This is a genomic window from Nocardia thailandica NBRC 100428, assembly GCF_000308795.1.
Lineage (GTDB): Bacteria > Actinomycetota > Actinomycetes > Mycobacteriales > Mycobacteriaceae > Nocardia > Nocardia thailandica.
Genome location: NZ_BAGK01000019.1, coordinates 24,866 through 47,754 on the forward strand (window position 1 = coordinate 24,866; position 22,889 = coordinate 47,754).

The 22,889-nt window shown below is 72.0% G+C and carries 20 protein-coding genes and 1 pseudogene; 14 read left to right on the plus strand and 7 right to left on the minus strand.

The annotated features are described in order from the left end of the window. Positions 1-71 precede the first annotated feature (71 nt). Positions 72-563 carry an inorganic diphosphatase gene (locus tag ON36_RS01795; RefSeq protein ID WP_043647012.1) on the minus strand — a complete coding sequence of 164 codons (492 nt, stop codon included), beginning with the start codon at positions 561-563 and terminating at the stop codon, positions 72-74. Positions 564-726: 163 nt separating this feature from the next. Here ON36_RS01795 and ON36_RS01800 point away from each other — a divergent pair, with 163 nt between their 5' ends. From ON36_RS01800 to hpt, 4 genes are all read left to right on the plus strand, one after another. After that, a complete protein-coding gene (locus tag ON36_RS01800) occupies positions 727-2,187 on the plus strand; it encodes a D-alanyl-D-alanine carboxypeptidase/D-alanyl-D-alanine-endopeptidase (protein WP_083884842.1) in 1,461 nt (486 codons plus the stop codon). Positions 2,188-2,201: 14 nt separating this feature from the next. After that, positions 2,202-3,257, plus strand: coding sequence for an Rv3626c family coenzyme F420 biosynthesis-associated protein (locus ON36_RS01805; protein WP_043647016.1), 1,056 nt, complete (start codon positions 2,202-2,204; stop codon positions 3,255-3,257). A gap of 84 nt (positions 3,258-3,341) precedes the next feature. Continuing rightward, complete coding sequence (gene tilS / locus ON36_RS01810) at positions 3,342-4,358, plus strand: tRNA lysidine(34) synthetase TilS (protein ID WP_052313543.1); 1,017 nt, start codon at positions 3,342-3,344, stop codon at positions 4,356-4,358. A gap of 1 nt (position 4,359) precedes the next feature. After that, positions 4,360-4,911, plus strand: coding sequence for a hypoxanthine phosphoribosyltransferase (gene hpt, locus ON36_RS01815; protein WP_043647019.1), 552 nt, complete (start codon positions 4,360-4,362; stop codon positions 4,909-4,911). Here the strand turns inward: hpt and ON36_RS01820 are convergent. Further along, a complete protein-coding gene (locus ON36_RS01820) occupies positions 4,902-6,551 on the minus strand; it encodes a protein kinase family protein (protein ID WP_052313544.1) in 1,650 nt (549 codons plus the stop codon). The two genes, hpt and ON36_RS01820, sit on opposite strands and share 10 nt — an antisense overlap. Continuing rightward, positions 6,548-9,052, minus strand: a complete 2,505-nt coding sequence (locus tag ON36_RS01825) for a serine/threonine-protein kinase (RefSeq protein WP_083884843.1) — start codon at positions 9,050-9,052, stop codon at positions 6,548-6,550. Before ON36_RS01825 ends, ON36_RS01820 begins: the two co-directional genes overlap by 4 nt. A gap of 286 nt (positions 9,053-9,338) precedes the next feature. On the opposite strand from ON36_RS01825, the gene ON36_RS01830 reads away from it, so the two are divergent. Beyond that, complete coding sequence (locus ON36_RS01830; protein ID WP_052313551.1) at positions 9,339-10,523, plus strand: amidase family protein; 1,185 nt, start codon at positions 9,339-9,341, stop codon at positions 10,521-10,523. A gap of 9 nt (positions 10,524-10,532) precedes the next feature. On the opposite strand, the gene ON36_RS01835 is transcribed toward ON36_RS01830, so the two are convergent. The 3 genes from ON36_RS01835 to ON36_RS01845 all read right to left on the minus strand — a co-directional run bounded on the left by ON36_RS01835 (position 10,533) and on the right by ON36_RS01845 (position 13,747). After that, positions 10,533-11,426 carry a LysR family transcriptional regulator gene (locus tag ON36_RS01835; protein ID WP_043647022.1) on the minus strand — a complete coding sequence of 298 codons (894 nt, stop codon included), beginning with the start codon at positions 11,424-11,426 and terminating at the stop codon, positions 10,533-10,535. 335 nt (positions 11,427-11,761) lie between these two features. After that, a complete protein-coding gene (locus ON36_RS01840; protein ID WP_245557826.1) occupies positions 11,762-13,315 on the minus strand; it encodes an aldehyde dehydrogenase family protein in 1,554 nt (517 codons plus the stop codon). Positions 13,316-13,480: 165 nt separating this feature from the next. Further along, positions 13,481-13,747, minus strand: a complete 267-nt coding sequence (locus ON36_RS01845; protein WP_043647027.1) for a DUF2277 domain-containing protein — start codon at positions 13,745-13,747, stop codon at positions 13,481-13,483. Positions 13,748-13,871: 124 nt separating this feature from the next. Here ON36_RS01845 and ON36_RS01850 point away from each other — a divergent pair, with 124 nt between their 5' ends. Further along, positions 13,872-14,687 carry a DUF1266 domain-containing protein gene (locus ON36_RS01850; protein ID WP_043647030.1) on the plus strand — a complete coding sequence of 272 codons (816 nt, stop codon included), beginning with the start codon at positions 13,872-13,874 and terminating at the stop codon, positions 14,685-14,687. 228 nt (positions 14,688-14,915) lie between these two features. On the opposite strand, the gene ON36_RS01855 is transcribed toward ON36_RS01850, so the two are convergent. Next, positions 14,916-15,851 carry a hypothetical protein gene (locus tag ON36_RS01855; RefSeq protein WP_043647032.1) on the minus strand — a complete coding sequence of 312 codons (936 nt, stop codon included), beginning with the start codon at positions 15,849-15,851 and terminating at the stop codon, positions 14,916-14,918. Positions 15,852-16,128: 277 nt separating this feature from the next. On the opposite strand from ON36_RS01855, the gene ftsH reads away from it, so the two are divergent. From ftsH to ON36_RS36845, 8 genes and pseudogenes are all read left to right on the plus strand, one after another. Beyond that, on the plus strand, positions 16,129-18,483 hold the full coding sequence (ftsH, locus tag ON36_RS01860) for an ATP-dependent zinc metalloprotease FtsH (RefSeq protein ID WP_043647034.1): 2,355 nt from the start codon (positions 16,129-16,131) through the stop codon (positions 18,481-18,483). A 99-nt stretch (positions 18,484-18,582) separates the two neighbouring features. After that, entirely contained in the window at positions 18,583-19,242 is a 660-nt protein-coding gene (gene folE, locus ON36_RS01865) for a GTP cyclohydrolase I FolE (RefSeq protein ID WP_373281757.1), read from the plus strand. Then, on the plus strand, positions 19,239-20,114 hold the full coding sequence (folP, locus tag ON36_RS01870) for a dihydropteroate synthase (protein WP_052313546.1): 876 nt from the start codon (positions 19,239-19,241) through the stop codon (positions 20,112-20,114). The genes folE and folP overlap by 4 nt, the downstream gene beginning before the upstream one ends. After that, entirely contained in the window at positions 20,111-20,527 is a 417-nt protein-coding gene (folB, locus tag ON36_RS01875) for a dihydroneopterin aldolase (protein WP_052313547.1), read from the plus strand. The genes folP and folB overlap by 4 nt, the downstream gene beginning before the upstream one ends. Further along, on the plus strand, positions 20,524-21,060 hold the full coding sequence (folK, locus tag ON36_RS01880; RefSeq protein WP_043647037.1) for a 2-amino-4-hydroxy-6-hydroxymethyldihydropteridine diphosphokinase: 537 nt from the start codon (positions 20,524-20,526) through the stop codon (positions 21,058-21,060). The genes folB and folK overlap by 4 nt, the downstream gene beginning before the upstream one ends. Beyond that, positions 21,057-21,527, plus strand: coding sequence for a DUF3180 domain-containing protein (locus ON36_RS01885; RefSeq protein ID WP_043647073.1), 471 nt, complete (start codon positions 21,057-21,059; stop codon positions 21,525-21,527). Before folK ends, ON36_RS01885 begins: the two co-directional genes overlap by 4 nt. Positions 21,528-21,595: 68 nt before the next feature. After that, complete coding sequence (locus ON36_RS01890; RefSeq protein WP_083884845.1) at positions 21,596-22,648, plus strand: DUF6779 domain-containing protein; 1,053 nt, start codon at positions 21,596-21,598, stop codon at positions 22,646-22,648. Positions 22,649-22,682: 34 nt separating this feature from the next. After that, positions 22,683-22,889, plus strand: a pseudogene (locus ON36_RS36845) (hypothetical protein); the annotation flags it as partial.

Here is a 22,889-nt window from a genome sequence, read left to right on the forward strand (position 1 = left end):
TGCCCTGGGGGACAACGGAAAGCGGGAGGCCCGGCATCGCCGGACCTCCCGCTTCCGCGTACGCGGCGGGCTCAGTGGCCGCCGTTCTCCTTCAGACGGGCGAACGCCTCGTCGATGATCTTCTCGGCCTCGGCGCGGCCGACCCACTCCGAACCCTTCACGAACTTGCCCGGCTCGAGGTCCTTGTAGCGCTCGAAGAAGTGCTTGATCGCGGCCAGCTCGAACTCCGGCACATCCGACAGTTCCTGGATGTGGTCCCAGCGGGGGTCGCCCGCGGGCACGGCCAGGATCTTGTCGTCGCCACCGGCCTCGTCGGTCATGCGGTACACGGCCACCGGGCGGGCCTCGACGATGACGCCGGGGAACACCGACTCGGGCAGCAGCACCAGCGCGTCGAGCGGGTCACCGTCCTCGCCCAGGGTGTTCTCGATGTAGCCGTAGTCGGCCGGGTAGGCCATCGACGTGTAGAGGTAGCGGTCGAGCCGGACGCGGCCGGACTCGTGATCGACCTCGTACTTGTTGCGAGAACCCTTGGGGATCTCGATGGTGACGTCGAACTCCACGCCATCTCCTTGTTCGCTCGGAAGCTGATCTCACCGACTCGCCAGATCGTTCTGGGGAACCGTTGCGCAACGAGGATAGTGTGGTGTCCGGATACACGGGTGCGGCAGGCGGCCGGAGGAGTTCCCCTCACCGTGTCATGGGGCTGGAGGAGCGGTACCGGTCATGGATGGTGGAAACGGGACGAACCCCGGTGTGCTCGTCACCGGGCGTCGGCGCGCGCGCTGGATCTGGCTCGGTGCCGCGCTGACGGTGCTGCTCGTCGCGGTCGCGGCGGTGCTGGTCGTGGTCCGGCCGTGGACACCGGAGTTCCGCCACGGCGGGCTGGAGATCGAGGCGGCGCCGACACCCCAGCGGGTCGACCCGCAGCTCGACCCGGCCGGGCCGGGGGCGCCCACACCGAGCCGGGCGGGCGTGGCCGCGGCGCTCGCCGCCGTGGCGACCAGCCCGGACCTCGGCGTCTTCGCCGCGCGGATCACCGACGCGGCCAGCGGGACCGTGCTGTGGAGCCAGACCCCCGATCAGGCGATGATCCCGTCCTCCACCGCCAAGGTCATGACGACCGCCGCCGCGCTGCTGACCCTGCCCGCCGAGCACCGGCTGGTCACCCGGGTCGTCGCCGGGTCCGCGCGGGGCGAGCTCGTCCTCGTCGGCGGCGGCGACCCGACGCTGACCGCGGCGGCCGACGGCAAGGGCTACTTCACCGACGCGCCCAGACTCGCCGACCTGGTCGCGCAGATCCGCTCCTCGGGCCGCACGGCCGACACCATCGTCGTCGACACCTCCGCCTACACCGGGCCGACCATGGCCCCCGGCTGGGACCCGGTCGACATCGGCGACGGCTCGATCGCGCCGATGGAACCGGTCATGCTCGACGCGGGCCGCCTCGACCCGTCCCAGGACTACTCGCCGCGCACCGCGACCCCCGCCCTCGACGCCGGGCGCAGGCTCGCCTCCGACCTCGGCCTCGACCCGGGCCGGGTCCGCGTCGGCCAGGCGCCCGCGGGGGCGACCGAGGTCGCCAGGGTGCAGTCCGCGCCGCTGCGAACCCGCCTGCACGACATGATGATCCACTCCGACAACGTGCTCGCCGAAGCCGTCGGCCGCGAACTCGCCGTGCTGCTCGGCCGCGAGGCGTCCTTCGCCGGGGCGACCGCCGCCGTCACCGACACCCTGCGCACCGCGAAGTTCGACGTCACCGGGCTCGTCCTGGCCGACACCAGCGGGCTGTCCGTCGACGACCGCGTGCCGCCGCGCCTGCTCGACAGCATCCTCGCCGTCGCCGCCCAGCCGGCAGGCGCCGCCACGGGCGGCCCGACCGGCACCGCCCGGCCCGAGAACGACCCCCGCGCAAGCACACTGGCACCCATGCTCGACGACCTGCCCGTCGCGGGCGGCACCGGCACCCTCGCGGTGCGTTACGTCGACCGCAACCGGGACGGCGCGGGCTGGGTGCGCGCCAAGACCGGAACTCTGACGGTGGCCAGCGCGTTGGTCGGGTATGTGCTCGACCGCGACGGGCGGGTGCTCACCTTCGCGCTCATGTCCAACGAGCGGCCGCCGGAGGTCTCCCGGCCCGCCCTGGACGCCGTCGCGACCGCACTGCGCAACTGTGGATGCTCCTAGACGGGTGGGTGGCCATGACCGACGAGAAGAACCGTAGGAATCCGGGATTCTCCGGCGTGGTCGACTGGCGGCTGGCCGCCCGCACGGGCGCCGCGCTCGTCCCCGCCGGTCCCCGTGCCACCCGGTTCGACGCCGAACAGGTCGTCGCCGAGCTCGCCGACGCGTCGGTGCGCGCCGAGGGGCCGGTCCGCGAGGTCTCCGGGCTGCTCGACGACCAGCCGGTGCCCGCCGCCCGCGTCGTCGACCGGCCCGGCTGGATCCGCGCGGCCGCCGACTCCATGGCCACGCTCACCGGCACCGAACCCGGGGAGAAGTCCGGGCTGGCGGGCAAGCCCGCCGGGATGCAGGCGGGCGCCATGCTGGCCTTCCTGTCCACCGCGATCCTCGGCCAGTACGACCCCTTCACCGGCCGCGACGGCACCCTGCTGCTGGTCGCGCCCAACATCGTCACGGTGGAGCGGGCGCTGCGGGTCGATCCGAGCGACTTCCGGCTCTGGGTGTGCCTGCACGAGGTGACCCACCGGGTGCAGTTCTCGGCCTCGCCGTGGCTGGCGGGCTACATGCGCCAGAACGTCGACGTCCTCGGCGCGGTCGGCGACGAACCCTTCGCCGAGATCCTGAACCGGCTCGTCGCCGAGGTGCGCAGCCGGCGCGCAGGCGCGGACGATCCCAACAGCAAGGGCATCGTCGGCCTGCTCCGCGCCGCCCAGGCCCCGCCCCAGCGCGAAGCCCTCGACAACCTGCTCATGCTCGGCACGCTGCTGGAAGGCCACGCCGACCACGTCATGGACGCCGTCGGCCCCGCCGTCGTCCCGACCGTTGCCGACATCCGCGCCGCCTTCGACCAGCGCCGCCGCAAGGCCGCCAACCCCGTCCAGCGCGTGCTGCGCGCCCTGCTCGGCATGGACGCCAAACTCGCCCAGTACGTCCGGGGCAAGAAGTTCGTCGACGCGGTCGTCGACCAGGTCGGCGTCGCGCGGTTCAACGCGATCTGGACCGGACCGGACACGCTGCCACGCACCGACGAGATCGAGGCGCCCGAACGCTGGGTCGCCCGCGTCCTCGGCTGAGCGCGAACGCTCGCCGCCCGCCGGGTCCGGCGAGCGCGAACCGGCCTCGGTCCGCGACCGCCGACGGCGCGGTAGCCTGCCGATATGTTGCTGCCGGAGACCGACGCGGTGCTCGCGGTCCGGCGCGCGGTGCGGGCCTGGCGGGACGCCGTCGGCTGCTGGTCGGTGGCGGTCGCGGTCTCGGGCGGCGCCGACTCGCTCGCCCTCACGGCGGCGGCCGCGGTCGAGATCCCCGACGTGCGCGCGCTGGTCGTCGATCATCGGCTGCAGGCGGGCAGCGATCACGTCGCGCGCTGGGCCGCCGAATCGGCGCAGCGGCTGGGGTGCCGCGAGTCGCTGGTCCTCCCGGTCGACGTGGTCGGCGAGGGGGGTCCCGAGGCGGCCGCCCGCGACGCCCGGTACGCGGCCCTCGACGCGGCCCGCGACCGCAGGCCGGTCCTGCTCGGGCACACCCTCGACGACCAGGCCGAGACCGTGCTGCTCGGGCTCGCCCGCGGGTCCGGCGGGCGGTCCCTGCGCGGGATGACCGCCTGGCAGGCGCCCTGGGGCCGCCCCCTGCTCGGCGTGCGCCGCGCCCAGACCCGGCAGATGTGCGCGGACCTCGGCCTCACCCCCTGGGAGGACCCGCACAACAGCGACCCCGCCTACACCCGGGTCCGCGTCCGGACCGAGGTGCTCCCGCTGCTCGAGGAGGCACTCGGCGGCGGCGTCGCCGCCGCCCTGGCCCGCACCGCCGCCCAGCTGCGCGAGGACGGGGACGTGCTCGACGAACTGTCCGCCGACCTGCTCCGCCGGGCGGGGACGGGCACGGCCTCTGATGAGCCCGGCCTGTCGATCGAGACCCTGGCCACTGCCCCCGCCGCCCTGCGCAAGCGGGCGATCCGCGCCTGGCTGGCCGAACGGGGCGTGAGCGGGCTCATGAACAGCCATTTACAGGCGATCGACGCCCTGGTGACCGCGTGGCGCGGGCAGGGGGGCGTCGCGGTGGCGGGTGGCGGACCGGGGTGGAGGTTGGTCGTGACGCGCGAACATGGCACGCTGACCTTGCGCAGCCAGCCGCGCGCGACCGCGCGCCGACCAACACGAAGGGAAACCGACTGACGTGTACGGAGACGACATCGCGTCGGTGCTGATCACCGAAGAGCAGATCAAGGCCAAGACCGACGAGCTGGCCGAGCTCATCGCCAAGCGGTACCCGCCGGACTCTCCCGAGGGCGACCTGCTGCTGGTCGGCGTCCTCAAGGGCGCCATCTTCTTCATGACCGACCTCGCCCGCGCCCTGCCCATCCCCACCCAGATGGAATTCATGGCCGTGTCCTCCTACGGCTCGTCGACCTCCTCCTCCGGAGTCGTCCGCATCATGAAGGACCTCGACAAGGACATCGCCGGCCGCAACGTGCTCATCGTCGAGGACATCATCGACTCCGGTCTCACCCTCTCGTGGCTCAAGCGCAACCTGTCCACCCGCAACCCGGCCTCGCTGGAAGTGGTCACCCTGCTCCGCAAGCCCGACGCGCTGCGCACCCCCGTCGACGTCGCCCACGTCGGCTTCGACATCCCCAACGAGTTCGTCGTCGGCTACGGCCTCGACTACGCCGAGCGGTACCGCGATCTCCCCTACATCGGCACCCTCGACCCCAAGGTCTACTCCTGACCCGACCCCACCCGCTCGAGCGCGCGTAGGTCGCGCTCGAGCGCGCGGAAGACCAGATACGCGCCCGCGAACAGGACGACGCTGCCCAGCGCGAGCACGCGCACGGCGCCGATGATGCGGGTGAGGTCGCCGGTCGGGAGCAGCGTGGCCGAGGCGACGGCGAACAGCGGAATGGACGCGGCCAGCAGCAGGTAGACCGTGCAGCGCCGCCGCAACGCGCGCAGCCGGACGACCTCGTCCGCGCCGATCCGGTTGTCGCCGAGGAACATCGGATACACGCTGCGCACCATGAAGAACGTGACGAGCAGGAACGGATAGGCCAGCGCGATCGTCGCGCAGATCAGATGCGCCGCCAGGATGTGGGCGAAGTCGGCGAGACTCATCCACTCGTGCCCAGCCCACATGCCGAACGGGACGGTCAGCGCGCTCACTATCCACAGGACCAGCACCACCGCGACGGTGCGGTCGCCGAGCAGCAGCGCCTCGGCCCGCGCGCGAGCGAGGACGTCCGGCGTGACGGGCCCGCCCCGCCGCAGCGCGCCGGGCACGGTGACCACGTGCCGGCTCAGATACAGCAGCAGCGCGGCGCCGAGCGCGAAGCTCAGCGGGTTGGACACCGCGGTCGACGCGGCGAAGTACGCGCGCGTCTCGTCGGAGAACTGCGCCATGACCAGCGTGTTGCTCTGTTTGATCTCGTAGAGCGATGCCAGGGCGTTCGGGACCATCACCGCCAGCGCGACCAGCGGCAGGCGCCACCGGCGCAGCCGCACCCGCGGAGCGATCGGCGGCGGATCGACGAGGTCGCGCGCCCGGGGGTCCAGGCAGAGGGTCAGCCGCCGGGCCAGGGTCGCGGCGTCGGGTCGATCGCCGGAACCCATGCACCGCACGAGGATCCGCGCCAGCGCGGGCGGGCAGTCGGCGGGTGGTTCGCGGTCGGCGCCGGGCTCGGCGCCCGTGAGCATGCGCCACAGCAGCCGCGCGAGCGCCTCGACGTCCGCGGCGGGGTCGGCGTCGGGTCCGGTGAAGCCGCCCAGCTTCGCGATGCCCTCGGCCGTGAACAGCACATCGCCCGCGGTGATGGCGCCGTGCCGGACACCGTTGCGGTCGGCGTAGGCGAGCGCCGACGCGAGTTCGGCGCCCACCCTGGCCACCGTCTCCGGCCAGCTCAGGGCGGCGATCTCGGCGCGCACCCGCGAATCGGCGGGCCGGATCTCGCCCCGGCTCTCCATCGCGGCGTCCACCGCGCGCAGGAGGCGACGGCCACCGTCGTCCGGGTCGCCCGGCGCGGCGGGGATCTCGCGCGCGGTGCCGCCGGGCAGGTACTGCGAGTGCACCATCATCGCGTCCGCGCCGCCGAGACGGACCGGGCGATGGTCGAACACCCGGACGATCGACGGATGGTCCAGCTCGGCGGCGGGCCGCGCCGCCTCGCCGAGCACGAACCGCAGGGCGACCACGCGCTGCATCGACCGCTGCCTGGCGAGGAAGACCCGGCTCCGCTCGCCGGTGTGCAGGGCGGTGAGCAGGTCGAAGTCGTCGACGCGGTGCCCGGGGGCGAGGTCGGCGAGGGGGCTGTCGACGATCAGGACGTTGTCCTCGGTCCACGCGGCGGCCCCCGTGTCGGCCACGGTGACACTCACCGGCGCGGCTCCGCGGTCTCGGAGCTCGCGCCCCAGCGGGCGCGGTCGCCGTGGCGGTCGTCGCGGTCGGGCGACACCACGCGTTCCAGGGCCTGCAGGTCGGCTTCCAGCGAGCGGAAGAGCTGGTAGGAGCCGATGAAGGCGATGATCGCGCCGACGCACAGGACCCGGACGGCCACGATGACCATGGGGATGTCGGTGGGCGGGAGGAAGGTCACGCCCGCGACGGCGAGCAGGGGGATGGAGGCGGCGACCGCGAGGTACCAGTTGCAGCGCCGGTCGAGGGCGCGCAGGTTGCGGCCGTCGGCGTCGCTGATCTCGCCGTGCCGGAGGAAGACCGGGTAGACGCAGCGGACCAGGTAGAAGTTCACCAGGAAGAACGGGTACGCCACCGCGATCGCCCCGCACACCAGCAGCGAGGCGAAGAAGTGCACCACCGCGAAGGACGGGACCTCGCCCGCCGCCAGTCGCAGCGCGATCGGGAAGGTCACCCCGGCGAGCGCCCACAGCGAGAAGGCGACGATCACCGTCCGGTCGCCGAAGCGCAGGGTGTCGGCGCGGGCGCGGCGCAGGGTGTCGGGGTCGTAGCGTCGACCCTTCCGCAGGCCGCGCGGCACCCAGATCACGTGTCTGCCCAGGTAGACCAGGATGGCGGTGCCGATGGGGAAGTACACGAGGTTCACCGCGGCGGTGATGACGATGAAGGTCTGCTGCGCCTCCTCGCTGAGCCTGCTCACCACCAGCTGCTGGTTGTGCACGATGTTGTACCAGGACGCCAGGATGTTCGGGATGCCGATGGCCAGGACGAGGATGAGCAGCGGGTACCGGCGCAGCCGCAGCCGCCAGCTGTCGGGCGGCGGGTCGACCAGATCGCGGGCGCGCGCGTCGAGGCACATCTCGAACTGGGCGGCCAGCACGCCGCCGTCGGCCCAGCGCGCGGTGCGTTCGGGTTCCAGGCAGGTCAGCAGGACCCGGCGCAACGCGGCGGGACAGTCCGGGGGCACCCGGTCGAGAGCGGCCGGTTCCACGCCCGCGCTGCGGCGCTCGAGCATGGACTCGAGGGTCGTCTGGTCGCCCTGCTCGCCGATGGCGCTGTCGTCGAAGGGCTTGGCGCCCGTCAGCAGCTCCCACAGCAGCACGCCGAGGGAGTAGATGTCGGCGCGGGTGTCCAGATCGGCGGCGGTGCGGGCCATCCCGGGGTGGCAGGCCTGCAACTGCTCGGGCGACATGTACGACAGCGAGCCGCCGAAGTAGGCGACGGGGCTGGTCCCGGCCACCGAGCGGCTGAAGCTGATGTTGAAGTCGGCCAGCTTCGGCACGCCCTCCGCGGTCAGCAGGACGTTGGCCGGTTTGACGTCGCGGTGCAGCACGCCGTGCGCGGCGGCGTACTCGAGCGCCTCGGCGAGCCGCCTGCCCAGCCAGGCCACCGTCTCCGGCCAGGTCAGCTCGGCGATCTCGTCGCGCACGCTGGAGTCGGTCGGTCGGATCTCGCCCTTCTCCTCCATGGCCGCGTCGACGGCGTCGAGCAGCAGCCGGCCGCTGCGCTCCGCGGGCGGAGTGGCGCGGACCCAGCGCAGCAGGCCGAGCAGGGTCCCGCCGGGCAGGAACTGCATGTAGAGCAGGCGCAGGCGCCGCGACCCGGCGGTGGCGGGGTCGACCTGGTCGAGCAGCTGCTGGTCGAAGACGCGCACGATGTAGTCGTGGTCGAGCTGGGCCAGGGTCTGCGGTTCGGTGCCGTGGTCGGCGGAGATCTTCACCGCGACCAGCCGCTGCAGCGACCGCTGCCTGGCCAGGAACACCCGCGCGAACGCGCCGGAACCGAGCCCGGTGAGCAGCTCGAAGTCGCCGACCCGCTGACCGATCTCGATGCGGTCCAGGTAGCCGAGGCCGCCCGCCGAGGACGGGCCGTCGGCGGTCGCGGTCATGGTGAGGTCCAGGTGGGGAGCGGTCACCTCCCCGGCCGATGCGCGGGTCATGTCGGTACTACGGGTGCGGGACGGGTCCTGGTTCACCGGCGCGGGCGCGGTGGGTTCGCCCAGCGAGCTGCGGCGGGTCGACTGGTCGAGGTCGTCGCTGTTGAGCAGGGCCTGGAGGGCGCCGGCCTGGTACGGGTATTCCCGCAGGCAGTCGCGCGGGTCGACCCGCTCGCCGACGTGCCTGCGGATGACGAACTCCTCGAACACCAGCCCGGCGGGCAGCACGGTGACGTCGAGTTCGGGGAAGTCCAGGCAGTACTCGGCGAGCCGTTTGCGGTCGACCTCGTGCTCGTCGGGCAGCAGCCAGCGCCTGCGCAGATCGATGCGGATCAGTTCCAGCAGGGCGTGCAGGCGCAGGGTGGTGGCGTCGGGCAGGAACGCCGCGATATCGGGCGGGGGCGTGCCGGGGCTGCGCTCGGCGTCGGTCCAGGCCGCGGCGAACGCCTCGATCGGATCGGCGCGCACGCCGGGTGGCCGACCCGGTCCTGGCTCCCGCGCCGTGTCATTGCCATCGCTAACATTCATCGACCGACCTAAGGTTCGCGCGGATCGGTGCGAAATTCCTTCCGCCACACCCGACGTCATCGTCCCCGAGCCGTACCCGAAATGATAACTTGCGCTGCGAGAGCAGATCACCCGATTACCGACGACGTGACGGGGGCGACGCAGCATGGACGACCGCACTGCCATGGCATTCGGCTTGGATTCGACCACTGACCCGCTCCCCGGGATCGACGTCACGTCGGTCACCGGCGCGTTCCCGATCGGGGGGCCCGCGGGTGCGCTGGCGGCGCGGGTCCGCGAGGGCGCGATGGCGCCGACCGCCGCCGTCGACGACGCGCTGACCCGGATCGCCTCGGAGAATCCCAAGATCAATGCCTTCCGCGCGGTCCGGGCCGACGCCCGCGCCGACGCCAGGGAACTGGCCGCGCACCCCGAACTGGACATGTTGCCGCTGGCCGGCGTGCCGGTGGCGGTGCGGGAGCGCCCCGGCCACGCCGACGTCGCGACGCTGACCCGGCTGCGTGGCGCGGGCGCGATCGTGGTCGGGACGACGGCCGCGCCGGAACTCGGCCTGTGGGCGACCACCGACGCGCCGGGACGGGTCACCCGCAATCCGCGCGACGTCGGCCGGACCGCGGGCGGTGCGGCCGGTGGCGCGGCGGCGGCCGTCGCGGCGGGGCTGGTCCCCATCGCGCACGGCGACGACGGCATCGGCTCGGTGCGTATCCCGGCCGCGGCCTGCGGGGTGTTCGGCATCGAGCCGGGCAGGCCGGTGGATTCCGCGCCGGGCGCGCCGGGTGCCCACGAACGCGGCGGCGTGCTGACCACGACGGTCTCCGACGCGGCGCTGGCGCTGTCGGTGCTGTCGGACCGGGCCGACCTCGCCGAGGTGCAGCGGCCGGGGCGGCTGCGGATCGGGGTGGCGGTGGCGCCGCCCGCGCGGCTGCTGCGCGTGGACCGGTACTGGACGGCGGCGGCCATCTCCGCGGGCATGCACGCGGCCGCGATCGGGCATGCCGTGGAACCCGTCGAGGTGCCCTACGGCGACGCCGCGCTGTCGGCCCTGCTGCGCTGGACGACGACCGGCCTCGACGCGGCGCCGGGCCTGCTACCCCGGCGGACCCGCACGCATCTGGCGGTGGGCAGGCTGGTCCGGCGACTACGCCTGGTCCGGTCGCGTCAGATCGACCGGGCCGAAGCCACCCTGCTCGACTTCTTCGAGAACTACGACGTGGTGATCACTCCCACGCTCGCCGCGCCGCCGCCGAGGGCCCGTCAGTGGAGTACCCGCGGCTGGTGCGCCAACGTCGCCTGCTGCGTGCGCTTCGCGCCGTTCACCGCCGTGTGGAACCTGGTCGGCTGGCCCGCGGCGTCGCTGCCCATGGGCACCCATCCGCACGCGCACACCCCGCTGGCCGCCCAGCTGGCCGGTCCGCCCGGCAGCGAGGCGACGCTGCTCGGGCTGGCCGCCCAGCTCGAGCAGCTCGGGTAGCCGGACGGCTCAGACCGCGACGGCCTGCGGCTGCTGCGGTTCGGAGAAACCGCCGTCGACGGCCCGGCCCGCGAATTCCAGGATGGTCGGGCGGGTGTCGTCGGCCCGCCAGGCCACCGCCAGCTCGCACGGGGTCAGCCCGGAGACCGGGCGCGCGGTCAGGCCGGGCCAGCGGTACATCGGGACGTTGTTCTCGGCCAGCAGGCACACGCCGAGGCCGAGGCTGACGGCCTCGAGCTTGTCCTCGGGGGTGGCCGCCTCGGCGCCGATGCGGGCGGCGCGGCCGCCGCGGGCGTCGTTGCCGAGCCAGAAGTCACGGACCGCGCCCGCCTCGGTCGGCAGAGCGATGAACGGCTCGTCGAGCAGGTCGGCGAAGTCGATCGTCTCCTGGTCGGCCAGGGGGTGGTTCTCCGGTAGGAGGATCCAGCGCGGCTCGGTGCGCAGCACCTGCCAGCGGTAGCGGTTGGGGTCGGGCAGGGGCAGCCACACCAGCGCCAGGTCGGCCTGGCGGCCGGCGAGCCCGCTGGACGGGTCGTTCCACGACGCGGCGTGCAGCGCGAGGCGGTGGCCGCTGGCGCTCTCCAGGTCGTTGATCAGCCCGCGGCCGAGCGCGGACTGGATGCCGACGCGCAGCACCTCGCCGGCTTCCTGCAGGGAGACGTTGGTCACCTCCCACAGCTCCAGGATCTTGCGGGCGCCTTCCAGCAGTTCCTTGCCGGCGACGGTCAGCGCGACGCTGCGCTGGTTGCGGTCGAACAGGACGACATCGAGCTGACGTTCCAGCTGGCGGATCTGCCGGGACAGGGTGGGCTGGGCGATGCGCAGCCGCTGTGCGGCGTTGGTGAAGTGCAGTTCCTCAGCGACGGCGACGAAATACCGCAGATCGCGCAAGTGCGGGTCCATAGCCCCTTGCTATCAGAATCGGTCGGGAAATTCCAGCCAAAACAGGCATGAAAGTTCGCGTAAGCGGATGAAAAAAGACGCCAGGTCTGTAATCAACAGCATATGGCCTGGCGTGGTGGTTCGCATCACCGGCCGGGTGATCGTGTGGCGTTCGCCCGGCCGGTCGGTAGGCGACGAGTGATTCGGTCGACTGACCTGCGAATTCCGGTGTTCGGCGAGGCCGGAGCCTCGTGTGCGCCGGCCGCGCGGGGCGCGCCGGCAATCTCCGGGAAACCCGGGAAAGCCGACGCCTCACCGTCATTCGCGCCGAGATGTGATGTTCGACACAGTTGGGTTTAGCTGGTCGACTGACCGGTCGCGTTGCGGCGCAACCGGAGCAGCGACGGCACATCGATCCGCCGCAACCCGCGGGCCCCCGCGGCCCGCATCGCGCCGAGGGAGAAGGTCACCTTCGACATGTCGTAGGGGAACCAGAGCACTTCCTTGGTCATGGTCGGCACCATCGGCTTGGTGATGGCCTGCGGCCTGCAGTACTTGCGCAGACCCGCCGCGCCGCCCCAGCGCGCGCCGATCCCGGACTGGCCCCAGCCGCCCATGGGCATCGCGAAACTGAACAGGTTCGCGAACACGTCGTTGATGTTGACCGCGCCCGCGTTCAGGCGGCGCGCCACCCGCTCGCCCGCGGCCTTGTCCCCGGTCCACACCGAGGCCGACAGGCCGTAGATCGAGTCGTTGGCCAGCGCGATCGCCTCCTCGGCGTCGGCCACCTTCATCACCGGCAGGGTCGGGCCGAAGGTCTCCTCGCGGATGCACGACATCGAGTGATCCACGTCGACCAGCACCGTCGGCTCGAAGAACGTGCCCTCGCCGGTGCGCTTGCCGCCGGTGGTGACCCGCGCGCCCGCGGCGACCGCCTCGTCGACATGACGCTGCACGATGGCCGCCTGGTTCTCGTTGGCCAGCGCGCCGACGTCGTGCGCCGCGACCTGCCCGTCCCGGCCGAGGCGCAGCGCGGCGACGGCGTCGGTCAGCTTGGTGACGAACTCGTCGTACACCGGCGCCTCGACGTAGACCCGCTCCACCGAGATGCACACCTGGCCCGCGTTGAACATGCCACCGAACGCGATGCCGTGCGCCGCGCGGTCGAGGTCGGCGTCGGCCAGCACGATCGCCGGATCCTTGCCGCCGAGTTCCAGGCTGTAGGGCACGAGCCGCTGCGCGCAGCGCTCGGCGATCCTGCGGCCGGTGGCGGTCGAGCCGGTGAACTGGATGTAGTCGGCCTGCTCGACCACCGCGGCGCCGGTCTCGCCCGCACCGGTCACCACGGTGAAGACCGGCGGCGCGCCGATCTCGGCCCAGCCGCGGGCCAGATGCACCGCCGAGAGCGGCGTGACCTCCGACGGTTTGAGGATCACCGCCGCGCCCGCCGCCAGCGCCGGGATGACGTCGATGACCGGCATGGCCAGCGGGAAGTTCCAGGGCGTGATGACCCCGACCACCGGATACGGCCGGTAGGCGACGGTCAGCTTCTTCACCCGGGCCAGCGGGCTGTGCGGCGACGGATGATCGTCGGCCAGGAAGGAGGCCGCGCGCCGGGCGTAGTAGCCGGTCAGGTCGACGGCGAAGGCGGGGTCGATCAGGGCGTCGACCCGCGGTTTCGCCGACTCCGACTGCAGCGTGTCGGCCAGCGCCTCGGTGTTGTCGATGAGCCAGTCCTGCAGCTTCAGCAGCCAGTGCTTACGGCCTTGTGGGCCGAGGGCCTCCCAGGCGGGCTGGTGCTCGCGCAGCGCGCGCACGGCGTCGGCGACCGCGTCGGGGGAGGTCAGCGGGACGGTGCCCACCTGTTCTCCGGTCGCCGGATTTCGTACTTCGATGACTGTGTCGGTCACGTCGTCCACTCCCACTGCGTTGTGTGAATCACTGCTCACTATTCCGGAGAGAGACGGATCGAGGGCGCGGTTCGGCCACCCTTCCGTTCCGCGGCCGGAGAAATCCCGGCGCGGATCGGGTACCGGCCGGGCGAGGACCGCCGGGCCGGTGCGACGAGCGCGGACTCAGTCCTGCGCGGCGCCCTCGCGCGCGGCGATGCGCCGCAGCGGGGGTTCGGTGGCCGGCGGGACCCGCCGATCGGGGAGTTCGGCCAGCAGCGTCGTCGTCGCCGCGGCGATCGCCGCGACGGCTTTGTCGACGGCCGGTTTGGTGGTGCTGCTCAGGCCCGAGATGCCGCCCACCTTACGCACGTATTGCAGCGCGGCAGCGTAGATCTCCTGCTCCGTCGCCGCGGGTTCGAGACCGCGCAGAACGGTGATATTTCGACACATGCGGAAACGATAGACCCGACCACGGAGTCCTGGCAGGACAAGAACACAGGTATCTGAAATTCGCATGACGCACTCAATGGCGCGATCGGCCACATCTCCCGGTCAGCGCACTAGACTCGCCGACATGCCTGCCCGGGGAGTACCAGAGCTGACCACGTTTCCCTACCCCGAACTGGACGAGCGGGAGGAAGACCACTGGTCGGGCGCCGACATCACCGACGACGAATTGCGCGGCCTGGCGCTCGGCGCTTTCTACTCCACCCGCTGGGACGCTTTCCACGATTCCCTGCTGCTGGGTCCCGAACGCGAACATCCGCTCGGCGACCGCCGCGAACTCGCCATCGACACCCTGACCGGCGCCTGGGGTATCACCGACGGCACCGAGGCCCGCGCCTCCATGGAACAACTGCTCGAGGGCATGCACGCCCCGCTCTACGCGCTGGTCCACCCCCTGGTGATGGCGTCCATCAACGCCAGCGAGCGCGACCGTTTCGGCGAACGCGCCGACCGGCACCGCGCGTTCCTGCGCCAGGTCGGGTCGTTTCGGGGGATGGACAATCCCGAGGCGCTGGTCCGCGATTACGACATCTGGTCGCAGGCGATAAAGATCGGTTTCACCGAACACCTGGCCCGCCCCCTGCCCAACGACATCCAGGCCTGGGATCTGGCCCGCGTGGTCGCCGTCGCCCGCATGGCGTTCACCGCCGGATATCTCGAAGCCGACGTCGCCTGGGAGTACGTCATGCGCGCGCTGCCGCCCGCCAAACGCCGCTACCGCAACTGGCGCCAATTCGGCGACGCCTACCTGACCGGCTGGACCTATTGGCAGGCCACCGAGGACCTCGCCGAACTCAAGAACGGCGGCGTGGACCGCCGCATGGAAATGCTCCGCCTCTGGACCCGCCCGACGAGCCCCTGGCGCCGCATAGAACTCGTCTGAGGGGCAGAAGACCACCACACTTCCGCCTCGCCTCGCCCACACCCCCGGCCGACTTCGGCCACGAACAGGGCCACCCCCGGCCGACCTCGAGGAGGCCCCGCCGCGCAGCGGCGGCTCGCGGCCGCCTCGACGAAACGCGACCCGAGACAATGCGGCAAAGCCGCGAGTATCGGGTCGCGTTTCGTCGAGGCCCGAAGGGCCGCGACCCGAGCGCGCCAGCGCTCCACATCACAGCGCCCGCAGGATCCCTCGGCCGTAGCGCTGGAATTGCGTGTCGTCGACCATGCCGAGCGAGTGCCGTTCCACCAGCAGTTCCCATTCGGCGTACAGCTGGGACACACCCGGGTCGGCCGGGCCCGCCGCGCCGTCGGCGGCCTGCTTGCGGACGGCGAAGTTGACCGCGCAGGCGACCCGTTCGGTGTCTGCCCGGTCCGCGCCGGCGAAGTGCAGGGTGCGGTTGCCGTCGAGGATGTCGAGTCCGGGGCCGCCGTGCCGGGCGTCGACCTCGCCGGGGGCGGAGTGCGCGCGCTCGGTGGTGCGGGCGCCGAGCACGGCCGCGACGGGCAGTTCGAAGGCGTAGCGGTCGCCGTTGCCGATGCCGATGAACAGCAGCCGGGTGGTGGTGGCCGCGAGCAGGCCGTTGCCCCGGCCCGCGGGCGGGGTGGCCGCGGCGACGGCGGTCTCGAGCACGTATTCGTCGGCGGTGACGTAGCGGTGCAGGGCGGCGACGGCCGAGCGGGCCTCGCGGCGCGGCGCCATGCGGCGCACGGCGCGTTCCACGTCGGCGCGGACCGGGCCGGACTTGCCCCATTCGGGCTCCGGCGGGGTCAGGTCGGGCGCGGCGACGTCGATGCGCTGGGTGGCCATGATCTGGTCGTTGATCTGCTCGACGATGCTCAGGGCCGCGGGCACGTCGTGCTCGGCGATGAGGACCGGGAGCGGGGTGCGGTCGGCGGGCACGCCGGTCAGCACGGGTGTCGGGTAGCGGAGGTAGATCTCGATGACGACGGCGTCGTCGGCCCGCCGGTTGAGCCGGACCTTGAGCAGGTCGGCGATCGGCACGTCCAGGACGCGCTCACCGTCGGTACCCGGGCGCAGGACGGTCAGCCGCCCACGTCCGTGGCGCAGAATCGCTGTGGGTGTTCGTAGCTCGACGATCTCCATACCCCCTGCGCGGTTGTCGTGTCGCCGCCAACCATAAAGGCGGCGTGACATGATTGTGGTCACTTGCATGAACCCGGTCGGAGAGTTCGGGAACCTCCTCTGTTCTCCGGCCGTTTACCAGTGCAACTGCACCTGCAGCCGAACTGCGCGATGTATCGAACTAGACCGTACGCGGTAACGTGGCATGTCCGCACCCGAACCCCGCCGAGATCGACGCTTCGTCAGGCAAGACCCGGAGAAATCACCGGAAAGGACTGGGCCGTCCGGCCGACGCTCTATGAACCGCAAGACAGTGTTTCGCACGTTGGCGATCGTTTCGGGCATTCTGCTCGTGATCTGGCTGTTCAGCTTCCTCAGCGACGACACGCGTGGCTGGGAGGACGTCGACACCTCGGTCGCGCTGAGTCAGCTCGCCGACAAGGACAACGTCAAGAACGTGCAGATCGATGACAAGGAGCAATCGCTCCGCATCGAGCTGAAGAACGGCAACGACGCGACCAAGGGCTCGAACAAGATCATCGCCCAGTACCCGGGTTCCTCCGCGACCCAGGCGCAGATCTTCGACGCGGTCAAGGCCTCGGGCGCCAGCTACGACACGGTGGTCAAGCAGGAGTCCTGGTTCAACCAGCTGCTGCTGTTCTTCCTGCCGTTCCTGGTGCTGCTTGCCCTGTTCGTCTTCGTCATGGGCCGCATGCAGGGCGGCGGCCGCGGCGGCATGATGGGCTTCGGCAAGTCCAAGGCCAAGCTGCTGAGCAAGGACATGCCCAAGACCACGTTCGCCGATGTCGCGGGCGCGGACGAGGCGGTCGAGGAGCTCTACGAGATCAAGGACTTCCTGCAGAACCCGGCCCGCTACCAGGCCCTCGGCGCGAAGATCCCCAAGGGCGTCCTGCTCTACGGCCCGCCCGGCACCGGTAAGACGCTGCTGGCCCGCGCGGTCGCGGGCGAGGCGGGCGTGCCGTTCTTCACGATCTCGGGTTCGGACTTCGTCGAGATGTTCGTCGGTGTCGGCGCCTCGCGCGTGCGTGACCTGTTCGAGCAGGCCAAGCAGAACAGCCCCTGCATCATCTTCGTCGACGAGATCGACGCGGTCGGCCGCCAGCGCGGCGCGGGCCTCGGCGGCGGTCACGACGAGCGCGAACAGACCCTCAACCAGCTGCTGGTCGAGATGGACGGCTTCGGCGACCGCACCAACATCATCCTGATCGCGGCGACCAACCGCCCCGACATCCTCGACCCGGCGCTGCTGCGTCCCGGCCGCTTCGACCGCCAGATCCCCGTCGGCAACCCCGACCTGGCCGGCCGCCGCGCCATCCTGCGGGTGCACTCCTCGGGCAAGCCGATCTCGCCCGACGCCGACCTCGAGGGCCTGGCCAAGCGCACCGTCGGCATGTCCGGCGCCGACCTGGCCAACGTCATCAACGAGGCCGCGCTGCTCACCGCCCGCGAGAACGGCTCGGTCATCACCGGCGAGTCGCTGGAGGAGTCGGTCGACCGCGTCATCGGTGGTCCGCGCCGCAAGAGCCGGATCATCAGCGAGCACGAGAAGAAGATCACCGCCTACCACGAGGGCGGCCACACCCTGGCGGCCTGGGCGATGCCCGACATCGAGCCGGTCTACAAGGTGACGATCCTGGCCCGCGGCCGCACCGGCGGCCACGCCATGACCGTCCCCGAGGACGACAAGGGCCTGATGACCCGGTCGGAGATGATCGCCCGCCTGGTCATGGCCATGGGCGGCCGCGCGGCCGAGGAACTGGTGTTCCACGAGCCGACCACGGGCGCGTCCTCCGATATCGACCAGGCGACCAAGATCGCCCGCGCGATGGTCACCGAGTACGGCATGAGCGCGCGCCTCGGCGCGGTCCGCTACGGCCAGGAGCAGGGCGACCCGTTCCTCGGCCGGTCGATGGGCCAGGCCTCGGACTACTCGCACGAGGTCGCCCGCGAGATCGACGAGGAGGTGCGCAACCTCATCGAGGCCGCGCACACCGAGGCGTGGGCCATCCTCAACGAGTACCGCGACGTCCTCGACGACCTGGCCACCGCGCTGCTCGAGCGCGAGACCCTGCACCGTAAGGACTTGGAGGAGATCCTGTCCGCGGTGGAGAAGCGCCCGCGCATCACCGCGTTCAACGATTTCGGCGAGCGGCTGCCCTCGGACAAGCCGCCGGTGAAGACCCCGGGCGAGCTGGCCGCCGAGCGCGGAGAGCCGTGGCCGCCGCAGCAGCCGGTCCGGCCCGCTCCGGTGCCCGCCGCCGCGGGTCAGCTGGAACCGGCCAACGGGCACGCGGCACCCCAGCCGTACGGCTATCCGGCGCCGCCCGCGTCGGGGTATCCGCTGCCGAACGCGCCGACGCAGGCGTTCCCGCGCCCGTCGTCCACGCACGGTTCGCGGCCCGATTACGGCGCCCCGGCGGGCTGGTCGGCGCCGGGCTGGCCGCCCCGCGACGAGCAGCAGCCCCAGGCTCCGGCGCAGGGTGAGCCGAATCCGTGGTCGGCGCCGCAGCCGCCGCGGCACGGGTACCAGCAGCCGTGGGGTCAGCAGCAGCCGCCCACCGGCGAGCAGCAGCGACCGGTCCAGGACGAGCCCGAGGGCAACCAGTGGGACGGGCCGAACGGACGGCAGTGACAGGCCGCCCAGCGGGTCTGCGGCGGGCCGTGTCCGCCGCGCCCATTAGGCTCGATGCGCGGATGCCGGGGGAAACCCGGCGCCGGCGAACTGGGAGGTATGGCGATGGTGCGTAACGGCGTGAGTGCGGATCCGGCCGGTGAACTGGGCGCGGACAGCGCGACGCAGCTGACCGCACTGGAGACCGGCAGGTCGTTCGATCAGGCGCGCGCCGAGGCGGCGGTGCGGGAACTGCTGCTCGCCGTCGGCGAGAACCCGGATCGTCCCGGCCTGATCGACACCCCGGCCCGGGTGGCGCGCGCCTACCGGGAGATGTTCGCCGGGCTCTACACCGAGCCGGACTCCGTGCTCGACACGACCTTCGACGAGGGCCACCAGGAACTGGTGCTGGTTCGCGACATCCCCATGTACTCGACCTGCGAGCATCACCTGGTGTCCTTCCACGGGGTCGCCCATGTCGGCTACATCCCGGGGCCGCAGGGCAAGGTCACCGGCCTGTCCAAGCTGGCCCGCGTCGTCGACCTCTACGCCAAGCGTCCGCAGGTGCAGGAGCGGCTGACCAGCCAGATCGCCGACGCCGTCATGCGCAAGCTGGACCCGCGCGGCGCGATCGTGGTGATCGAGGCCGAGCACCTGTGCATGGCGATGCGCGGCATCCGCAAGCCTGGCGCGAGCACGACCACCTCGGCGGTGCGCGGTTCGCTGCAATCCAACTCCGCCTCGCGTGCCGAGGCCCTGGACCTCATCCTGCGCAAATGACCGCGCATCCCGTGGGCGCACTCGCGCGCGACGGCCGGTCGTGTGTGGTCATGGGGGTGGTCAACGTGACGGCCGATTCGTTCTCCGACGGCGGCCGCTACCTGGACCCGGAGGTCGCGGTCGCACACGGGATCCGGCTGTACGAGGCGGGCGCCGACATCGTCGACGTCGGCGGCGAGTCCACCCGGCCCGGTGCGGATCGGGTCGATCCGGCGACCGAGGCCGCCCGCGTGGTCCCGGTGATCCGTGGCCTGGTGGCCGCCGGGGTCCCGACCAGCGTGGACACCATGCGCGCCGAGGTCGCCGAGGCGGCGCTCGGCGCGGGCGCGGAGATCGTCAACGACGTGTCCGGTGGCCGCGCCGACGCGAACATGGTCCGGGTGCTCGCCGCATCGGGCGCGCCCTGGATCCTCATGCACTGGCGCGCGGGCGCCGACTACCGGCACACCGGCCCGGCCGATCACTACGACGACGTGGTCGCCGAGGTGCGCGCCGAACTGGAAACCCAGGTCGACAAGGCGGTCGCCGCGGGTGTGTCCGCGGACCGGCTCATCCTCGACCCTGGCCTCGGCTTCGCCAAGAACGCCGAGCACAACTGGGAACTGCTGGCCGCGCTGCCCGAGCTGGTCGCCGACGGGCTGCCGATCCTGGTCGGCGCCTCCCGCAAGCGTTTTCTCGGCGCCCTGCTGGCCGACGCGGACGGCCCACGTCCGCCGGACGGCCGCGAGGTCGCCACCGCCACCGTGTCGGCCCTGGCGGCCGCGCACGGCGCGTGGGGGGTGCGGGTGCACGACGTGCGCTCGTCCCTCGACGCGATCGCCGTCACCGAGACCTGGCAGCGTGCCGCTGCCGCCCGAGGAGTCACTCGATGAACTCGCCGCTGCTGCCGCCGCCGGCGGACCGCCCGGCCTCGTCCCGGATCGAGCTGCGTGGTCTGCGCGCTTTCGGCAGGCACGGCGTGTTCGACTTCGAGCGGGAACAGGGCCAGGACTTCGTGGTCGACCTGACCGTGTGGGTGGACTTCGCCGCCGCCGCGGCCTCGGACGACCTGGCCGACACCGTGGACTACGGCGCCCTCGCGGAGCGGGCGGTGCGCATCATCGCCGGTCCGCCGCGCGATCTCATCGAGACCGTCGTGTCCGAGATCGCCGACGACGTGATGGCCGATCCGCGGATCCAGGCGGTGGAGGCCGTCGTGCACAAGCCGTCGGCGCCGATTCCGCACGAGTTCGCCGACGTGCGGGTGGTCGCGACCCGGACCCGGGCCGGATCGGCGCCGCGATGAGCCGGGCGGTGCTGTCGATCGGGTCCAACCTGGGCGACCGGCTCGCGCACCTGCGCGGCGTCGTCGACGCGCTGGGGGAGCGGGTGGTCGCGGTCTCGCCGGTCTACACGACCGCGCCGTGGGGCGGGGTGGAGCAGGACGACTTCCTCAACGCCGTGGTGGTGGCCGACGACCCGGCGCTCGACGGCTACGGCTGGCTGCGTTTCGGGCAGGCGCTGGAGCAGGCCGCCCACCGGGTGCGCGAGGTGCGCTGGGGCGCGCGGACCCTCGACGTCGACGTGATCACCTGCGCCGTGGACGGTGCCGAGATCGCCTCCGCCGACCCGGAATTGCTGCTGCCGCATCCGCAGGCGCATCGCCGCGCCTTCGTGCTCGTGCCGTGGCGCGACGTGGAACCGGAGGCGAGTCTGCCGGTGGACGGCGCGCGCAGGCCGTTGACCGAGTTGCTCGCCGAGTTGCCCGCGGTCGAGGTGGCGGGCGTGCGCCGCACCGACCTGTCGCTGGGGGACGAGAGCGTGCGCTCGTGGAACTGAAACCCACCCGGATCCTCGACCTGGTGGTGAACTTCGTGGTCGCCGCGGCCATCGCCTGGATCGCGACCCGGTTCACCTACCGGCTGTTCCCGCCGATCTCGATCTTCGCGGGCGCCTCGCTGTACCCGGTGGCCGCGATCGAGATCGTGCTGGCGTTCGTGGTGCGCGCGCGGGTCAACGACCGCCGGATCGGCGACGGTCCGCACGAGCTGCATCCGATCACGGTCGCCAGGGCGGTGGCGCTGGCCAAGGCCTCGGCGCAGGTCGGGTCGCTGGCCGCCGGGGTGTGGCTGGGTTTCCTGCTGTGGGTATTCCCACAGCGCGGCACGCTGCTGGCGGCGGCGGCCGACGCTCCCGGCGCGATCGTCGGCCTGACGGCCGGGTCGGTGCTGGTTGCTGCGGCGTTGTGGCTGGAGTATTGCTGCCGCGCCCCGGAGGACCCGCCGGACGAACCGGCTACCACCTAGTAATTTGCGGATGGAATCACTCGGGCCGGCAGTGGGCCGGTGCCGATTTCCCCGCTACCCTGGCCTGCATGGTTTCATCGTCCCGGAGCACCACGGCTCGTCGACGGCGAGTCGACGCGGGAAAATTTCTCACCGGCGCGTTGATTCTGCTCGGCGTCATCGCCAGCACCTTCCTCATCTTCAGTGACAATGTCCAGTTCGTTCGCGTCGGTCTGGTCGCCGCGTTGTGGGCGGCGGTCGTCGCGGCCTTCGCGGCAACCCGATACCGCAAGGAAGCTGCGGTGGACAGCGCGAAGGTGCGCGATATCCAGACCGTCTACGAGCTCCAGCTCGAACGCGAGATCAACGCCCGGCGCGAATACGAGATGGGTGTCGAGGCCCGGGTCCGGGCCGAAGTCGGCGCCGACGCGACCGAGATCGCGGCCCTGCGCGCGGAACTGACCGTGCTCCGGGAAAGCCTGCAGCGGCTGTTCGACGGCGCCATGCCCGAGGAGCGGGTGGCGCTGGGCAGCACCACGGTGGAGGCGCTGCCGGGTGGAAACTTCGACGCCTTCGCCGATCACGAGGCGGATTTCTTCGATAACCCGGCGGATGCCGGTCCGTTGCCCGCCGGTCACGGGCAGCTATCCCCCAGCAGCCTCAAGCCGGTCTTCGAACCGGGCCATCCGGAGTCGGCCACGTTCGCCGATCCGTACGACGACCCGGTCACCGCGGAGACCTCGGCGGTGGTCCTCGACGACTTCATCCGCGCGCACGCGGCCGTGCCGTCCAATCAGCCGTCGTTCCCCGACCCGTTCGTCCCGGAGGCGACGCAGGCGCCGGAGCCGCCCTACGAGCCGTACGCCGCCCAGCAGGGCCACCCGGGCAGCCAGCCCGCCGCCGCGGAGGCCGGGCCGGGCAAGCCCAAGTCCAAGGCGTCGCCGCCGCCGCGGCTGGTCGCCCCGGTGGCGCCCGCGCAGGCGCCCGCCGCGGAACCCGCCGCGACTCCGGCGAGCGAGATCACCGGCGATCTGCCGATCGGCACGAGCTCGCGCCGCCGCCGCCGCGAGGCGGAGGGCGAGCAGCGGCTGTCGGTCGCCGACATCATGGCCAACCTGCGGTCGGAGACCACCGGCAGCTGAGCGCGGCCGATGACGCACATCACGTCACAGGTGCATGGCGCCGCGCCGCGGCGGCCCGATATCCTCTCTTCCGTACCGTCCGGTACCCGCTGCGCGGGACTGGAACGAAATCGAGAGGACAACGTTGACCTCGAGAAGTGTCAATTCCGATGGCGCGCCCGTGGGCACCGACCCAGCGCCCGCACGACTGACGGTGGGAATCGTCTCGGCGGGACGCGTGGGTTCGGCGCTCGGTGTCGCG

Excerpts from the sequence above, each read along its gene's own strand:
- ON36_RS01800 (WP_083884842.1), top strand. The coding sequence starts at position 727 with ATGGATGGTGGAAACGGGACGAACCCCGGTGTGCTCGTCACCGGGCGT.
- ON36_RS01805 (WP_043647016.1), top strand. The coding sequence starts at position 2,202 with ATGACCGACGAGAAGAACCGTAGGAATCCGGGATTCTCCGGCGTGGTC.
- tilS (WP_052313543.1), top strand. The coding sequence starts at position 3,342 with ATGTTGCTGCCGGAGACCGACGCGGTGCTCGCGGTCCGGCGCGCGGTG.
- ON36_RS01825 (WP_083884843.1), bottom strand. The coding sequence starts at position 9,052 with ATGAATGTTAGCGATGGCAATGACACGGCGCGGGAGCCAGGACCGGGT.
- ON36_RS01830 (WP_052313551.1), top strand. The coding sequence starts at position 9,339 with ATGGCGCCGACCGCCGCCGTCGACGACGCGCTGACCCGGATCGCCTCG.
- ON36_RS01835 (WP_043647022.1), bottom strand. The coding sequence starts at position 11,426 with ATGGACCCGCACTTGCGCGATCTGCGGTATTTCGTCGCCGTCGCTGAG.
- ON36_RS01845 (WP_043647027.1), bottom strand. The coding sequence starts at position 13,747 with ATGTGTCGAAATATCACCGTTCTGCGCGGTCTCGAACCCGCGGCGACG.
- ON36_RS01850 (WP_043647030.1), top strand. The coding sequence starts at position 13,872 with ATGCCTGCCCGGGGAGTACCAGAGCTGACCACGTTTCCCTACCCCGAA.
- ON36_RS01855 (WP_043647032.1), bottom strand. The coding sequence starts at position 15,851 with ATGGAGATCGTCGAGCTACGAACACCCACAGCGATTCTGCGCCACGGA.
- ftsH (WP_043647034.1), top strand. The coding sequence starts at position 16,129 with ATGAACCGCAAGACAGTGTTTCGCACGTTGGCGATCGTTTCGGGCATT.
- folE (WP_373281757.1), top strand. The coding sequence starts at position 18,583 with ATGGCGATGGTGCGTAACGGCGTGAGTGCGGATCCGGCCGGTGAACTG.
- folP (WP_052313546.1), top strand. The coding sequence starts at position 19,239 with ATGACCGCGCATCCCGTGGGCGCACTCGCGCGCGACGGCCGGTCGTGT.
- folB (WP_052313547.1), top strand. The coding sequence starts at position 20,111 with ATGAACTCGCCGCTGCTGCCGCCGCCGGCGGACCGCCCGGCCTCGTCC.
- folK (WP_043647037.1), top strand. The coding sequence starts at position 20,524 with ATGAGCCGGGCGGTGCTGTCGATCGGGTCCAACCTGGGCGACCGGCTC.
- ON36_RS01890 (WP_083884845.1), top strand. The coding sequence starts at position 21,596 with ATGGTTTCATCGTCCCGGAGCACCACGGCTCGTCGACGGCGAGTCGAC.